This is a genomic window from Brevundimonas sp. A19_0, from assembly GCF_017744255.1.
In the GTDB taxonomy this organism is placed as follows: domain Bacteria; phylum Pseudomonadota; class Alphaproteobacteria; order Caulobacterales; family Caulobacteraceae; genus Brevundimonas.
Map to the genome: position 1 here is coordinate 1 of NZ_JAGHQP010000002.1, position 15,118 is coordinate 15,118.

The following is a 15,118-nucleotide window of genomic DNA, read 5'->3' on the forward strand; positions in this document are numbered from 1 at the left end:
TGCTGGATGCGCTCAACGAATATACGGGCGCCGGTTCCGGCTCGGCCTTGGGCTGGGCAGGCTTTGAGCCCTGCTTGGCCCGCTCCAGCACGAAGGCGGCATAGGCGTCCATGTCGCCCTCGAAGGGCTTCACCGTGCCGTCGGCAGCCAGCCACAGCCGGTCGGCCACCAGCTCCATCAGCGAGCGGTCGTGGGTGATCAGGATGACGGCGCCCGTATATTCGTTGAGCGCATCCAGCAGGGCCCGCCGGCTGTCGATGTCGAGGTGGTTGGTCGGTTCGTCGAGGATCAGGATGTGGGGCGCGTCCATGGCCACCATGTTCAGCAGCAGCCGCGCGCGCTCGCCGCCCGACAGGGCGTCGACGCGGGTCTCCTGCTTCTCGAACGGCAGGCCGAACTGGGCCAGACGCGAGCGGCGGCTGGATTCGGAGGCGTCCGGCATGGCCCGGCGGATGATCTCCAGCGGGGTGTCGGTCGGATCCATGGCCTCGATCTGGTGCTGGTGGAACCAGCCCACCCGCATCTTGCCGTCGCGGTGGAACTCGCCAGCCTGGATGGCCAGGGCCTTGGCGATCAGCTTGGCAAAGGTCGACTTGCCCGCCCCGTTGACGCCCAGCAGGCCGATGCGGTCGTCCAGATCCATTCGCAGGTTGAGGTTCCGCAGGATCGGCTTGCCCGGCTCATAGCCGACCGAGGCCTTTTCCAGACGGATGAGCGGCGGGGGCAGGGGGCGCGGCGGGGACGGCAGGACGAAGGGCGCGACCCGGTCCTCGGGTGGCAGCTCGATGCGCTGCATCTTCTCCAGCTTCTTGACCCGCGACTGGGCCTGAGCGGCCTTTGAGGCCTTGGCCTTGAACCGGTCGACGAAGGACTGCAGGTGGGCGCGCTCGGCGTCCTGCTTGGCCCGGGTGGCGGCCATCAGGCGCAGCTTCTCGGACCGGGTCTTTTCGAAGGTGTCGTAGTTGCCGGTGTAGAGGTCCAGCTTGTGGTTCGACAGATGCAGGATGTGGGTGCAGACCGCGTTCAGCATCTCGCGGTCGTGGCTGATGATCAGGGCCGTGGCCGGATACTTCTTCAGCCGGGCTTCCAGCCACAGCGCGCCTTCGAGGTCGAGGTAGTTGGTCGGCTCGTCCAGCAGCAGCATGTCGGGCTCGGCGAACAGGGCGGCGGCCAGTGCCACCCGCATCCGCCAGCCGCCTGAGAAGTGCGACATCGGCCGGTGCAGGTCTTCCTGACTGAAGCCCAGGCCGACCAGAATTTCCGAGGCGCGCGCCGGGGCGCTGTCGGCGTCGATCTCGATCAGCCGGGCCCAGATCTCGCCCATCTCCTCGGGCTCGGCCGTCTCCAGCCGGGTCATCAGGGCGTGACGCTCCTCGTCGGCCTCCAGAATGGTGTCCAGCACGCTCACGGGCGTGGCGGGGTGCTCCTGATCGACCGAGCCGATGCGGGCGGTCTTCGGGAGGGAGACCTCGTCACCGTTGCCGGCCAGCTCGCCGAGGATGATCTTGAACAGGGTCGACTTGCCAATGCCGTTGCGGCCCACGAGGCCGACCTTGGACCCGGGCGGCAGGGAGACGGAGGCATCGTCGAGGAACCGGCGGCCCCAGGCGTTGAAGGTCAGATTGGTGATTTGAAGCATGGGGAGGAGGAATATCGCAAAAGGCAGACGGGCACCGGATGCGCCTGACGGCGACCGGCATCACGGGGGTGGTTGGAAAGGCGCGGGCGCCCCGCTATAAGCCCGCGACCCGAAACCCCCAAACGAAGACTGACCCCATGACCGAACGCACCTTCTCGATCATCAAGCCCGACGCGACGCGCCGCAACCTGACGGGCGCCATCAACGCCGTGATCGAGGGCGCCGGCCTGCGCATCGTCGGCCAGCGCCGCGTCAAGCTGACCGAAGCGCAAGCGAAGAAATTCTACGAAGTCCACGCCGAGCGCCCCTTCTACGGTGAGCTGGTCGGCCAGATGACCGCCGAGCCGGTCGTCGTCCAGGTCCTGGAAGGCGAGAACGCCGTGGCCCGCTATCGCGAAGTCATGGGCGCCACCAACCCGGAACAGGCCGCCGAGGGCACCATCCGCAAGCAGTTCGCCCTGTCGATCGGTGAAAACTCGGTCCACGGCTCGGACTCGCTGGAGAACGCCAAGATCGAGATCGAGCAGTTCTTCACCGAAGACCAGATCGTCGGCTAAGGCTGAATGGTTTGATGAATGAGGCCCCGGTGGAAACACCGGGGCCTTTTTCGTGCGAGCATACCCAGGCTAGCCGTCGTGACGGGGGGGCCTTCGGCTCGTCAGTAATGCTTGGCCTGCCGCCGTCCATTCGCCGCCCCGGACCGACGGCTCCACCAATCCGTATTCGGCAAGTAACGCGATCGCCTCTTCCCCGGCGCCCATATAGACGTGATCCAGATCGCCCGTGGGTGTCTGAAGATATTGCTGCCCCATCAAGGCCAGCGCGTACAGCAGGCGTTCTTCGGCATCGGTCATGCCAGCACGTTGCGTCGCAGGTTGAACGCTCTGCAAGAGGGAATGCCGAGCTTGGGTGCGACAAGACTCACGATCTCACAGGCCCGCGCAGAACGCCGCCAGCGCCTGCGGATACAGCCTGTGCTCGGCCTCGAGCACGCGGGCGGCGAGGGTCTCCGGTGTGTCGTCTGCCATGACCGGCACACGCGCCTGGTTGAGGATCGGGCCTTCGTCCACGCCTTCGCTGACGAGGTGGACGGTGCAGCCGGCCTCGGCGTCGCCGGCCTCGAGGGCGCGGCGGTGGGTGTCGAGGCCGGGGTATTTCGGCAGCAGGCTGGGGTGGATGTTCAGCATCCGGCCGGACCAGCGCCCGACCAGCCAGGGGGTCAGGACGCGCATATAGCCGGCGAGGGCGACGACCTGGATGTCATGGTCACGCAGGGCCTCATCGATGGCCGCCTCGTGCGCCTGTCGATCCTTGCCATAGGGGGCGTGGGGAATGGCAATGGTCGGGATGCCGCGCTCGGAGGCCCACGCCAGACCCGGAGCCTCCGCCCTGTTCGACAGCACGAGCGCGACCGCATAGGCGTCGCCGCCACCCTCGACGAGGGCGCGCATATTGCTGCCCGTGCCGGAGATCAGCACGGCGACACGGACAGGTGGTCTGCTCACTCGGCGGGTGCCACGCGATAGTCGCCGGGCGGACCGGGGAAGGTGACCGGGCTCTCATAGCCGTCTGCCGAGACCGCCGAGACGCCGAAGAAGTAGTCGTCGATGACAATGCCTTCCAGCACGGCGCGGGTCGCGTCGCCGCCCGCGATCCAGCGGCTCGAGGTCCACTGCGGGGCGGTGGTCGAGCGCCACCACACGCGGTAGCCGGCGGCGCCGGGCACGGCCTGCCAGGTCAGGGTGGTGTCTGGCTGGACCGCCCCGGCGATGGTCACCCCGGTCGGCGGGGCGGGAGCACGGGCCAGCGCCGCCATGCTGATGACGTTCAGGCGGGTGACCTGGGCCAGATAGTCGAAGTCCACGCCGTCGATGGTGTCGCCATAGTGGACACCGTCCTCGACGCGCAGGTCCTGATGCTGGCGGTCGTAATTCTCGGCGCCCTCGGAAATCCGCACGGCGGGGAAGCCCGCGCGCAGCATCTCGACCTGGTCGCCGCCGCGCCCGAAGCGGTCGGTGCGATAGATCATCTCGACGTCGAAATTGGTCAGATAGCGGTCGGCGATGCCGTCGATGAAGCGGGCCAGATTGCGCGAGGAGGAATCGACCTCGCCGCCGTTGTAGCGACGGCTGTTGGCCTGGGCCTCGGTCTCGACCGTCTTGGTGCCTTCCGAGAAGACGCGCACGCGGGTGGTGTCGATGATGCCGCTCTGGCCCTCGGAATTGCCGACGATGTCGTTGTTCAGATTGGCCTGGACGAACCAGCCCTGTTCGGTCGCATAGTCGGCCAGGATCTTGCCGCCCAGCAGGCCCTGCTCCTCGCCCGACAGGACGGCATAGACGAGGGTGGCGTCGAACTCATAGGCCGACAGGATGCGGGCGGCCTCCAGCACGGCGGCCACGCCCGAGGCGTCGTCATTGGCCCCGGGGGCGTCGGAGGTGAAGTCCATCACGTCGCTGACGCGCGAATCGAGGTGGCCCGAGATGATGATGACGCGGTTCGGATCACCGGTGCCACGCTGGATGGCGACGACATCGACGACCTCGGTCGGGGTCGGCACACGCCGGCCCGTGACCGTGTCGGACGGGGTGACGATCTCGAGGCAGCCGCCACAGTCGCGGCTGATGCTTTCGAACTCGCGTTCGGCCCAGCGACGGGCCGCGCCGATGCCGCGCGTCCCGGACTGCGTCTCCGACAGGGTGTGGCGGGTGCCGAAGTCGACCATGCTCTGGATGTCGGTCCGCATCCGCTCGGGCTGGACCAGCAGGCCGAGGGCCCTGAGGTCGGCATGATCTACAGCGGCCGGGGTCTGGGCCGCAGCCGGGGAGGCCAGTCCCGCCGAGAGGGCAAGACCTGCCGTCAGGCAGAGGGAAGCGAGCAGACGCATGGCGATCTCCTGAACAGAGCGGCTACCGTGAGGGCAAGCCGCCCGGGGCGTCAACCGCTCAGGCGCTGGCCTGGAGCTGGCCGCAGACAAAGGCGGTCTCGCCGGCCTCCAGCAGGGCCTCCAGAGCATCCTCGACGTGTTCGGGACCGACGATCAGGATGAAGCCCACGCCACAGTTGAAGGTGCGGCGCATCTCATGGTCGGAAATGCCGCCGTTCTCGGCCAGCCAGTCGAATACGGCCGGGCGCGGCCAGGCCTGCCAGTCGAACGCGGCCTCGAGGCCAGGGGCGATACAGCGGGGCGGATTCTCGATCAGGCCGCCCCCGGTGATGTGGGCGGCGCCCTTGACCCAGCCCTGTTTCATCAGCGGCAGGACCGACTTCACATAGATGCGGGTCGGCTCCATCAGCGCCTGGGCCAGGGTGCGCTCGTGGGCGAAGGGGGCGTCGTCGGCCCAGTTCAGGCCGCGCGTCTCGATCACCTTGCGGATCAGGGAATAGCCGTTCGAGTGCGGGCCGCTGGAGGCAAGGCCGATGATGACGTCGCCGGTGTTCTGCAGGTCGTGGCGGGGCAGGGTGTGGCCGCGCTCGACCGCGCCCAGCGAAAAGCCCGCCAGATCATAGTCGCTGCCTTCATAGAGGCCCGGCATCTCGGCCGTCTCGCCGCCCACGAGGGCACAGCCGGCTTGACGACAGCCCTCGGCGATCCCGGCCACCACGCGGCGGGCGGCCTCCACGTCCAGCTTGCCGGTGGCATAATAGTCGAGGAACAGCAGGGGCTCGGCGCCCTGGGCCAGCAGGTCGTTGACGCACATGGCCACCAGATCGATGCCAACGCCGTCGTGGCGCCCGGTTTCGATGGCGATCTTCAGCTTGGTGCCGACCCCGTCGGTCGTGGCGACGATCAGCGGGTCCTCGAACCCGGCCGCCTTGAGATCGAACAGGGCACCGAATCCGCCCAGCGAGGGCTCGGACCCCTTGCGCGCGGTCGATTTGGCCAGCGGCTTGATCGCATCGACCAGCCGCTCGCCGGCGTCGATATCCACCCCCGCCTGGGCGTAGGTCAGGCCGTTGGGCGGGGGAGGGGAACTGTCGCTCATCGAACACGAACCTGAATCAGTGGACGGAAATCCGGCGTCCCTCTTGCCATGGGGGCGCACGCCGGGGCTATAGCATCCAAATGACACCGATCACCACCAATCCAGCCCTTGTCGAATTCTGTGCCGAACTGGCCCGCGCGCCGTTCATCGCCGTGGACACGGAATTCATGCGCGAGACGACCTATTGGCCCAAGCTGTGCCTGATCCAGGCGGCGTCGTCGGAGGTCTCGGGCATCATCGACCCGCTGGCGGACGGACTGGACCTCGAGCCGTTCCTCGAACTGCTGCGCGATCCGGACATCATCAAGGTGTTCCACGCCGCGCGGCAGGACACGGAGATCTTCGTGCGGCTGGGGGCAATGCCCCTGCCGATGTTCGACACCCAGGTGGCGGGCATGGCGGCCGGCTTTGGCGATCAGGTGTCGTATGAGGCGCTGGTGCGCCAGATGCTGAAGCGCGATCTGGACAAGGGCAGCCGGTTCACCGACTGGGCGCGGCGCCCGCTGTCGGACGCCCAGCTGACCTATGCGCTCGGCGATGTGACCCATCTGGCGGCCCTGTATCCGAAACTGCGCGAGCAGCTGAAGAGGGCCGGACGGCTGGACTGGGTGCTCGAGGAAATGGGCAGCCTGACCGACCCGGCGCTCTACGACACCACACCCGAAAACGCCTGGAAGCGCCTGAAGCCCAAGAAATATTCGGCCAAATATCTGGCCGCCTTCGTGGCCACGGCCGTCTGGCGCGAGCGCACGGCCCAGGAACGCGACCAGCCGCGCGGGCGCATCATCAAGGACGAGGCCATCGACGAGATCGCCACCCAGGCCCCGACCGATCCCGACGCCTTCAACCGGCTGCGCTCGGTCTCGAAGGGATTCGGGGCCTCGCGCCTCGGCGAGAGCCTGATCGAGGAGTTGCGGCGGGTGCTGGCCGACCCCGAGGCCCATGCGCCGAAGCTGGAGCGTCCGGGCCACCGGCCGGCGGCGGCCCCCTCGGTGGTGGAATTGTTGAAGGTGCTGCTGAAGGCCAAGAGCGACAATGCCGGCGTCGCCCCCAAGATGATCGCCAATGTCGCCGATCTCGAGAAGATCGCGCTGGATGACGACGCCGACGTCGATGCCCTGCGCGGCTGGCGGCGGGACCTGTTTGGTGACGACGCCCTGAAGCTGAAGCGCGGCGAGCTGGCTCTGGTCCTGAACGGCTCGCGCGTCGAGGTCGTCGAGATCGAGGACTAGGCCCCCGCGGGCTCCCACAGTTCGATCGGATTGCCCTCGGGGTCGTGGATGCGGGCGAACCGCCCGACCTCGGGCGCGTCCCAGTCGGCGCGAGTCTCGACCGGGATGCCGGCCGCGGCCAGCGACGCCAGCAGGTCGTCCAGACCCTCGACGCGCAGGTTCAGCATCCAGCGCCTGTCGGCGGCGAAATAGTCGCTGTCGTCCTTGAACGGGGCGAAGACGGTCGGGCCCGCCTGCTGGTCCCAGACGAAGGCGCCGGGCGGGGCGCCCACACCCAGATGCTTCAGATACCAGGCGGCCAGACCGTCCGGATCGCTTGAGCGAAAGAAGAAGCCGCCGATTCCCGTCACTGGCATGTCACCCTCCCGAAGTTTTAGGGACAGACTGCGCCGGTCAGTCGCCGCACTCAAGATCGAGTGTGTCGGCCAGGTTCTTCAGTCGCCGCCGGGTCTGTTCGCCCAGCAGCATGTCGGCATAGCCGTCCGCCGCCGTCAGGATCAGGGTCTTGTCCTTGAGCGACAGGCGGGCGCCGGCCAGCAGCTGCGGCGCGCGCCCGGACAGGTCACAGGCCAGGCGAATCGCCTGCCCCAGGGCTTTGGCGTGCCGACGCGCCCCTTCGTCGAGCAGGCGGTCGATGACCTCGGGCTGGGGCGTGGCCGAAGGCCCGCCGTAGCGGGCGTTCAGCGCGCAGGCGAGGAAGGCGCGTTCCGCATGGGTCTGTCCGGGAACCGGCGCGCGTAACACCTGATCAAAGACCAGTTCGACGCGGTGGTCCGGGTGCAGGCGCGCTCCGAGATCGCAGAGATGACAGGCCGCGGTGGTCAGCGCATGGTCCCGCGCCGTGCCGAAGCTCTCCGGCAGGGCGGGCAGGACGGGCTCCAGCCAGGCCTGAAGGGCGCCGGGCAGCAGGGGCGAAATTCCCTGTCGTGCCCCCCAGGCCGCACAGCCGGCGATCAGCGGGTCGCTGTCGCGATGCTCGTCGCTGAGGGCGTCCTGCAACAGACCTTCGCGCAGGCCCCAGGCCGAGAACTCGATGCTCTTCAGCTCCAGCCGCTCGATCAGGGCCTCCAGCACCAGGGCGGCATAGGGCAGGGTCTCGGCGCGCCGCCGCGACACACCCGGTGTCCGGTCCAGCGAGGCGCGTGACTGGCGCGAGACGAAGCGGGCCACCTCGCGCGCATCGTCGGCCGTCATGGCGTACTGGTGCACGATCTGCAGCGGATAGTCCGACATCGCCATATGCAACTGGGCGATGCTGCGCCAGGCCCCGCCGACGGCGTGGAGGATCGGGGCCTTGAAGTCCGCCGTCTTGCCCTTCAGTCGCTTGTCGATCTTGGTTCGCAGCTTCCTGGCGTCGAAATCGCCGCCATCGGCCAAGGCGAAGGGGCCAAGCGGCAGGGTGATTCCCTGACCGACTTCGCCGTCCGTCAGCCGGATCAGCTCCAGGCTGGCCCCGCCCATGTCGGCGGCCACGCCCTCGGCGGCCGGGTGACCCGCCAGCACGCCGCGCGCGGCCTCGCGGGCCTCTTCCTCGCCGGACAGGACGCGGATGTGCATGCCGGTCTCGGCGGCCACCCGCTCGCAGAACTCCAGCCCGTCCTCGGCGTCGCGGACGGCGGCGGTCGCGGCCACGAACACATGTTCGGGGCGTACGCCCTCAATGACGGCGGCAAACCGGCGCAGCGCCGGCAGCGCCATCAGCACGCCCTCTTCGGACAGGCGGCCCGTGTTCGGCAGGTCGCGGCCCAGCCCGGCCAGCACCTTTTCGTTGAACACCGTCCAGACGGCGCGCCCCTCCAGCCGGTACAGCACCATGCGCACCGAGTTGGAGCCGATGTCGATCACCGCGGCGTCGGCCGAGGTCGTGGCGCGGGAGTGGAGGGGGTCAGGCGTCAGGGCGGTCATAGCGCAGCGTGGCCGGAAGCGTCTTCACCTTGCTGCCGCGTCCGGACAGGCTGGGATTGGTCATGAAATAGCGGTGCGCCGAGAACGGCCGTTCGGGATCGGCGGGCTTCAGCCGGTGGTAATTGCCCTCGGAGTCCAGCTCCCAGCTCTGGGCGTCGTCCTTCAGATTGGCGACCATGATCTGATCCAGCACCTGATCGTGGACGGTCGCATTCAGGACCGGCGCCATCACCTCGACCCGGCGCTCCAGATTGCGGTTCATCCAGTCCGCGGACGAGATGAACAGTTTCGCCCGGTCGTTGGGCAGGTCCCGCCCGTTGGCAAAGGCCACAATGCGGCTGTGCTCGAGGAAGCGACCGACGATCGACTTGACCCGGATGTTCTGGGACAGACCCTTCACCCCCGGGCGCAGGCAGCAGATGCCCCGGATGACCAGATCGATGCGCACGCCCGACTGGCTGGCGCGGTACAGGGCATCGATGATGTCGGGATCGACCAGCGAGTTCATCTTGGCCCAGATGGCGGCCGGCTTGCCCCGCGCGGCGGCGGCCATCTCCTTCTCGATCAGCTCGATCAGGGTCGATTTCATGTTGAGCGGCGAGACGACCATCTGTTCCAGATCGTCGGGCTGGGCATAGCCGGTGATGTAGTTGAACACCCGGTTGGCATCGCGCGTCAGCGTCGGCTGGCACGAGAACAGCGACAGGTCGGTATAGATGCGCGCCGTCACCGGGTGATAGTTGCCCGTGCCGACGTGGCAGTACGACCGCAGCCCATCGCCCTCGCGCCGCACGACCACGCTCAGCTTGGAGTGGGTCTTGTACTCGACGAAGCCAAAGACGACGTGCACGCCGGCCCGCTCCATGGCCCGCGCCCAGCGCAGGTTGGCCTCCTCGTCGAAGCGCGCCTTGATCTCGACCACGGCGGTGACGTTCTTGCCGTTCTCGGCGGCCTCGATCAGGGCGGCGACCACCGGGCTGTCGCGCGAGGTGCGATAGAGGGTCTGTTTGATGGCGATCACATTCGGATCGCGCGCGGCCTGACGCAGGAATTGCACCACCACGTCGAAGCTCTCGAACGGGTGGTGGATCAGCATGTCCTTCTCGCGGATGGCAGCAAAGACATCGCCGCCATGGTCGCGGACCCGCTCGGGATAGCGGGGCTCATAGCCCGGGAATTTCAGGTCGGGGTGGCCGCCGCCGATCAGCTCCGACACCTGGGCCAGACCCAGCATGCCGTCGATCATCACCACATCCTGTGGCAGGGCGTGCAGTTCGTGGGTGATGAAGTCGCGCAAGTCGTCGGGCATGGAGGCCTCGATCTTGATGCGCACGACCGAGCCCATCCGGCGCTGCTTCAGCGCCTCCTCGAACTCCATGACCAGGTCTTCGGCCTCTTCCTCGATCTCGATGTCCGAATCGCGGATCAGGCGGAAGGTCCCGCGCTCCAGCACGTCACAGCCGGGGAACAGGTGGTCGATGAAAAGCATCAGCAGGCTTTCCAGCGTCACATAGCGGGTGCGACCCTTGGCCGAACGGCCGTCGGTAGGCAGCGGCCAGAACCGCTTCACCTGGGTCGGCACGGGTACGAGGGCGTACAGGATCCGGTTGTCGCGACGCCGCCGCAGCTTCAGCGCCAGCGAGAAGCCGAGGTTGGGCAGGAAGGGGAAGGGGTGGGCCGGGTCAATCGCCATCGGCGTCAGGATGGCGAATAGCTGGTCGAGGAATTCGGGCTCCAGCCGCTCGCGCTCGGTCTTGGTCGCCTTGCCGGCGTCGATCACCTCGATGCCCGCATGGGCCAGCTCGATCTTGAGCTTGCGCCAGCGCTTCTGCTGCTGCGCCATCAGCTCGCCGGCGGCCTCATTGATCCGCTCCAGCGCCTCGCTGGGGGTCAGGCCATCGGCCGACAGCACCCGCACCCGCTCGCGAACCTGACCCTTGAGGCCCGCGACCCGGGTCATGAAGAACTCGTCCAGGTTATTGGCCGAGATCGACAGGAACCGCAGCCGCTCCAGCAGCGGGTGGGCGGGATTCGACGCCTCCTCCATGACCCGCCCGTTGAAGGCCAGCCATGACAGTTCCCGGTTGATGAACCGGGTGGGCGAGGTGATCAGGGTCTCGGACAGCTTGAGCTGGGGCGCGCGCGAGGTGGGCACACCTTCGCCCACGGCCTGATCGGTGATGGAGGACAGGTCGGGTGAGGGCGTATCCGTCATGATGCGGTTCTGGACCGGGGCAATGACAGTCGCAACCTTCGATCTCACTCCGGGGCGAACAGGTCGCCACTTTCGTCCAGCACCCGGCGCGCCAGAACCCGCGTGACCGGAGCGTGGGCCCCGTCCAGAAGTTCCACCACGCGCTCGACGCTGTCGGCAGACCGGTCCACCCGGCGGATCAGATAGGCGATCACATCCTCGGCGGGCTGCAGGCTGCGTTCGGCGAAGCGGGCGCGGAACATGGCGGCCAGCACCGCATCATCCGGCGCCTCCAGCTGCAGGACCAGCAGGCCGTTCAGGCGCGACCGGAGGTCCGGCAGGCCGACCGGCCATTGTCCCGGCAGGTCGCGCGACACCAGCAGCAGGGCGCCGCCCGGGGCCTGGGCCAGATTCATCAGGTGAAACAACGTCTCGTCATCCACTGTGGCCGCAGAGTCGAGCAGCAGCGGACGGCCTTCCAGCTCCAGCGGGTCGGCCAGGGCGATCTCCATGCCGTCGAAGGGCAGGGCCCCGACCCGCTCCGCCCAGACCCGTGCCAGATGGCTCTTCCCCGACCCCGCCGGGCCGCACAGGGCCGCCGTGCCGCCCAGCGGGGTGGGCCAGGTCAGAAGCGCCTGGTGGGCCGCCGCATTGCTGGCCGAGACGACAAACGCCTCTTCCTGCCCGCTCAGGCCTCGCCTGAGGGGCAGTCGCATCTGGCCGGTGCTGTCCGTCGGGGACGTCATGGCCCCTGACATATCAGAACCCTGCGGCGATCGGTTAAGCATGGCTGTGACCATCCGGGACAAGCTGTCGCGTCTGTGGATGAATGGCGTGTCTCAGCGTCGCATCCGCCCCCACAGCCACTCTGCGCCAAGGGCGACCGCCAGCGACAGGCCCGTCAGCGGAAAGATCACCGCCAGCGGCAGGACGATGCCCAGAACGGCGGCCCGTCCCCGAGCGTCCGGTGGCGCAGGCGGCGGGGTGATGCCACGTCCGCGCGGACGCCGCTTCCACACCATCAGTCCGCCGCTGATGCCCAGCACCCAGATACCGATACAGCCGAGCAGCATGATCAACCGGTTGATCTCGCCGTACTGCATGCCCTGATGGACGGCGATGCCCCATTCGAAGGCCTTGGCGCCGCCGCCGAACTGCTCCCAGCGCAGGTCTGCGACCACCTGGCCGGTCGTGCCCTCGACGTACAGGCTGCGGGCGTCCTCGGCCTCGGCCGTGGCGATGACGCGGGACAGCATACCGGGGCCCCCGGTCGGGGTATGAAGCACGGCATGCTCCATGGTCCAGCCGGTGCCGGAGGGCGCATTGTGGCCCTTGCCGTGGCTCCACGGACTGGCCGCCGCCGGTGCCGGAGGACGGCCCAGACCGCTCTCGCGCATCACATTCATGAACCGGTCGCCCCAGACCGCCGACCAGGGCATGCCGGTCAGGGCGAGGAACAGGATGATGCCGCCGACATAGAGGCCCGTCACCGCATGCGCGTCGCGCCAGAACGGGCGGCGGGCGGGATCGCCGGCACGGGGCAGGGCGACGGCGACGTTGCGGCCCTTGCGTGGCCACCACAGGAACAGGCCGGTCGCCACCAGAATGATCGCCCAGCCGGCCACCACCTCGACCAGAATGTTGAACGGCTTTCCGAGCAGTTCGAGGCTGTGCAGCTTCTTGACCAGTTCCATGATCCCCTGACCGCCGACCATGCCGGTGACCCGACCGTCATAGGGATCGACGAAGACGGTGCGCTCGCCGCGGTCGCCGCGGACCCGCACCTGCACGGCGCGGTCGGGGCGGTCGGGCACGACGACGGCCAGCGCCGTGCCGTCCGCCGCCTGCTCGGCCCCCTGCTGCCAGAGGTCAGCCGAGGCGCGGGTATCCCGCGCCTCGACCACAGCCATTGATCGCCAAGCCAGCCCCTCAATCTCCGTCTTGTAGAGATAGAGGCCGCCGGTCAGGGCCATCAGCATCAGCACCGGCATGACGATCAGGCCGGCGAAGAAATGCCAGCGCCAGACGCGGCGCCAGCTGTTGGACAGGGCAGGGCCGTCCTGCAAGGGCTGTGTGACCTTCGACATTACAGGCTCAACCTCACTCCCACGAACACCGAGCGCCCTTCGCCCGGCATGAAGACGGCGGTCGAGGCCGTCCGCGCGTCGGTGACCGCGCTGATCTCGCTGATATAGCGCTCGTCCGTCAGATTGCGGGCGTCGATAAACAGGGTGGTGCCGTTGGCCAGGTCCCAGCCGCCGTTCAGACCCCAGACGGTAAAGCCCGGCGCCTTCAGCGTATTGGCATAGTCGACCCAGACGTCGTCGATCCGCCACTCGACCGTGGGCGTGACGAACAGGCCCGACGGATGCCGCCAGCTCAGCTCGGCCCGGTATTGATGCTCGGGCACGACCGGCAGCCGGTTGCCTTCCCACAGGAGATCGCGTTCGAAGTAAAAGTCGTTGTAATTATAGGTTTGGCGCAGCACCAGCCGGCCGTCCGCCGGCGTGACCGGCAGCGTCCATTCCAGCCCGGCCTCGAGGCCCTGATGGATGGTCCGGTCGCCGTTGAAGGTCGCCGCCGGAATGTCGGGTCCGGTGATGTAGTTCAGGATCTCGCCGTCGATCCGGCTGCGATAGACGGTGACATCCCAGGCCAGCGCTCCGCGACGGCCGCGCGTGCCGATCTCTGCGGTCCAGGCGTCCTGGACGTCGACCGGGGTAAAGCCCATCAGCGGGGCCTGCACCAGGGCGCCGTAGGTCGGCGGTTCGACCGAGCGGGTCAGGTTGGCATAGACCTGCGCCCCGTCCTCGCTCTCCCACAACAGGCCCAGCCTCGGCGAGACCCAGTCCCAGGTGACACCGTCGTTGTTGGCGGCATTCCGGCGATCCACATAGTCGCGCGTCGCCCGGCCATAGGACCCGCCCGCCACCAGAGCCAGCCGGTCGGTGACGAACAGCCGCCCTTCGGCGAACACGTCCAGCCCCGTGGCCTTTTGCAGATTGTCAGCGGTCAGGGCCCCGGCCATCCCGGCAGTGTTGAGATAGCGCTGGCCGTCCACCTCGCCGTCGCGATAGCTGAGGCCATAGAACAGATCGGCCTTCAGGCCGCCGACCTGACCGGTCCAGTCGAACCGCCCGAACAGGCCCGCCGTCTGCGAGTCGGTGTCGAGCACCTGAAAGATCGGGTGCCACAGATCCTTCTGCCAGCCCCAGACGGCGCCTTCGAAGACGGTCGATGCGCCGAGACGCCAGCGGGTCTGCACGGTCAGGCGCCTGACCGTCAGGTCGCGGGCCTGATCCCCGGCCACCGAGCCGGCACTGGCCATTTCCGGGGTCTCCAGCGCCTGGGTCAGGGTCAGGGCGCCGGGCAGGTCCTGCTGTATGTCGGCGGCCTGGAAGACCAGCCGCACCTCGCGGTCCTCACCGAACGACCGGCCGAGGTTCAAGCTGAGACGGCCCTGCGACTGGTCGGCATGATCACGATAGCCGTCGGATTCCATGCCGGCGACCGAGGCGTACAGATCCCAGTCGCCCCACTGGCGCGCCAGGGCCAGTTGGCCGCGATAGCTGTCGAACGAGCCGCCCTCGACGCGCAGCATCGTCTCATAGGGTGCGGTCCGGCCGTTGATCGAAACCAGATTGACCGCCCCGCCCAGCTGGGCCCCGCCGAAGCGCAGGGTGTTGGCGCCCTTGTAGACCTCGATGTAGCGGGCGCTCATCGGGTCGATGGCCTGAAAGTCGGAAAAGCCGTCGGCATCGGCAAACGGCACGCCGTCCTGGGCGAACAGAACGCCGCGCTGGTGGAAGCCCTGGGCGATGCCAGAGCCCCGGATCGACAGCCGGGCCTCCTCGCCATAGCGCTTCTGCGCCAGCACGCCGGGGACGTTGCGCAGGGTGTCGTAGAAGCCCTGGGCGAAGCGGTCCTCATAGGTTTCGGCGGCTACGACCGACACGGCGCCCGGCGTGCGCGACAGGCGCGTCCGGGCTTCGGCGACCACGGGCGGGTCGTCCGGATTGTGGGTGCCGGTGACGATGATCGAGTCGACCGTCGTCTCGGTCGCGTCCTGGGCGAGGGCAGGGGTGGCCGCACAGGCCAGGGCCACCGCAGAAGTGGCGGCCAACAGATGGGATTTCACGGGAAGATATCCTGAAAGAGTCAC

General features: G+C 68.1%; 13 protein-coding genes. 2 read left to right on the forward strand and 11 right to left on the reverse strand.

Annotation, left to right across the window (positions count from 1 at the left end):
- Positions 1-1,639 (reverse strand): ABC-F family ATP-binding cassette domain-containing protein (locus J7346_RS02205; protein ID WP_245157586.1); only part of this gene is annotated, 1,639 nt, incomplete at its 3' end.
- Between the two features lie 137 nt (positions 1,640-1,776).
- On the opposite strand from J7346_RS02205, the gene ndk reads away from it, so the two are divergent.
- Positions 1,777-2,196, forward strand: coding sequence for a nucleoside-diphosphate kinase (gene ndk / locus J7346_RS02210; RefSeq protein WP_209117359.1), 420 nt, complete (start codon positions 1,777-1,779; stop codon positions 2,194-2,196).
- Positions 2,197-2,265: 69 nt separating this feature from the next.
- On the opposite strand, the gene J7346_RS02215 is transcribed toward ndk, so the two are convergent.
- The 4 genes from J7346_RS02215 to purM all read right to left on the reverse strand — a co-directional run bounded on the left by J7346_RS02215 (position 2,266) and on the right by purM (position 5,625).
- On the reverse strand, positions 2,266-2,493 hold the full coding sequence (locus J7346_RS02215) for a hypothetical protein (protein ID WP_209117361.1): 228 nt from the start codon (positions 2,491-2,493) through the stop codon (positions 2,266-2,268).
- A 75-nt stretch (positions 2,494-2,568) separates the two neighbouring features.
- Positions 2,569-3,144 (reverse strand): phosphoribosylglycinamide formyltransferase, encoded by a 576-nt coding sequence (gene purN, locus J7346_RS02220; protein WP_209117363.1) that lies wholly within the window; start codon positions 3,142-3,144, stop codon positions 2,569-2,571.
- The gene (locus J7346_RS02225; RefSeq protein WP_209117364.1) at positions 3,141-4,526 is read right to left on the reverse strand and encodes a M28 family peptidase; all 1,386 of its coding nucleotides are present in this window, start codon (positions 4,524-4,526) and stop codon (positions 3,141-3,143) included. The genes purN and J7346_RS02225 overlap by 4 nt, the downstream gene beginning before the upstream one ends.
- A gap of 58 nt (positions 4,527-4,584) precedes the next feature.
- Complete coding sequence (gene purM, locus J7346_RS02230) at positions 4,585-5,625, reverse strand: phosphoribosylformylglycinamidine cyclo-ligase (RefSeq protein ID WP_209117366.1); 1,041 nt, start codon at positions 5,623-5,625, stop codon at positions 4,585-4,587.
- An 80-nt stretch (positions 5,626-5,705) separates the two neighbouring features.
- On the opposite strand from purM, the gene rnd reads away from it, so the two are divergent.
- A complete protein-coding gene (rnd, locus tag J7346_RS02235; RefSeq protein WP_209117368.1) occupies positions 5,706-6,857 on the forward strand; it encodes a ribonuclease D in 1,152 nt (383 codons plus the stop codon).
- Here rnd and J7346_RS02240 read toward each other — a convergent pair.
- The 6 genes from J7346_RS02240 to J7346_RS02265 all read right to left on the reverse strand — a co-directional run bounded on the left by J7346_RS02240 (position 6,854) and on the right by J7346_RS02265 (position 15,094).
- On the reverse strand, positions 6,854-7,213 hold the full coding sequence (locus J7346_RS02240; protein ID WP_209117370.1) for a VOC family protein: 360 nt from the start codon (positions 7,211-7,213) through the stop codon (positions 6,854-6,856). The two genes, rnd and J7346_RS02240, sit on opposite strands and share 4 nt — an antisense overlap.
- A gap of 37 nt (positions 7,214-7,250) precedes the next feature.
- Positions 7,251-8,762, reverse strand: coding sequence for a Ppx/GppA phosphatase family protein (locus J7346_RS02245; RefSeq protein WP_209117372.1), 1,512 nt, complete (start codon positions 8,760-8,762; stop codon positions 7,251-7,253).
- A complete protein-coding gene (locus tag J7346_RS02250) occupies positions 8,743-10,977 on the reverse strand; it encodes an RNA degradosome polyphosphate kinase (RefSeq protein WP_209117374.1) in 2,235 nt (744 codons plus the stop codon). Before J7346_RS02250 ends, J7346_RS02245 begins: the two co-directional genes overlap by 20 nt.
- Before the next feature lie 44 nt (positions 10,978-11,021).
- On the reverse strand, positions 11,022-11,702 hold the full coding sequence (locus tag J7346_RS02255; protein WP_209117375.1) for a chromosomal replication initiator DnaA: 681 nt from the start codon (positions 11,700-11,702) through the stop codon (positions 11,022-11,024).
- 93 nt (positions 11,703-11,795) lie between these two features.
- On the reverse strand, positions 11,796-13,043 hold the full coding sequence (locus J7346_RS02260) for a PepSY domain-containing protein (RefSeq protein ID WP_209117377.1): 1,248 nt from the start codon (positions 13,041-13,043) through the stop codon (positions 11,796-11,798).
- Positions 13,043-15,094 carry a TonB-dependent receptor gene (locus tag J7346_RS02265; RefSeq protein WP_209117379.1) on the reverse strand — a complete coding sequence of 684 codons (2,052 nt, stop codon included), beginning with the start codon at positions 15,092-15,094 and terminating at the stop codon, positions 13,043-13,045. Before J7346_RS02265 ends, J7346_RS02260 begins: the two co-directional genes overlap by 1 nt.
- Between the last annotated feature and the right edge of the window lie 24 nt (positions 15,095-15,118).

Excerpts from the sequence above, each read along its gene's own strand:
- J7346_RS02225 (WP_209117364.1), bottom strand. The coding sequence starts at position 4,526 with ATGCGTCTGCTCGCTTCCCTCTGCCTGACGGCAGGTCTTGCCCTCTCG.
- rnd (WP_209117368.1), top strand. The coding sequence starts at position 5,706 with ATGACACCGATCACCACCAATCCAGCCCTTGTCGAATTCTGTGCCGAA.
- purM (WP_209117366.1), bottom strand. The coding sequence starts at position 5,625 with ATGAGCGACAGTTCCCCTCCCCCGCCCAACGGCCTGACCTACGCCCAG.
- J7346_RS02245 (WP_209117372.1), bottom strand. The coding sequence starts at position 8,762 with ATGACCGCCCTGACGCCTGACCCCCTCCACTCCCGCGCCACGACCTCG.
- J7346_RS02215 (WP_209117361.1), bottom strand. The coding sequence starts at position 2,493 with ATGACCGATGCCGAAGAACGCCTGCTGTACGCGCTGGCCTTGATGGGG.
- J7346_RS02260 (WP_209117377.1), bottom strand. The coding sequence starts at position 13,043 with ATGTCGAAGGTCACACAGCCCTTGCAGGACGGCCCTGCCCTGTCCAAC.
- J7346_RS02255 (WP_209117375.1), bottom strand. The coding sequence starts at position 11,702 with ATGACGTCCCCGACGGACAGCACCGGCCAGATGCGACTGCCCCTCAGG.
- ndk (WP_209117359.1), top strand. The coding sequence starts at position 1,777 with ATGACCGAACGCACCTTCTCGATCATCAAGCCCGACGCGACGCGCCGC.
- J7346_RS02250 (WP_209117374.1), bottom strand. The coding sequence starts at position 10,977 with ATGACGGATACGCCCTCACCCGACCTGTCCTCCATCACCGATCAGGCC.
- J7346_RS02240 (WP_209117370.1), bottom strand. The coding sequence starts at position 7,213 with ATGCCAGTGACGGGAATCGGCGGCTTCTTCTTTCGCTCAAGCGATCCG.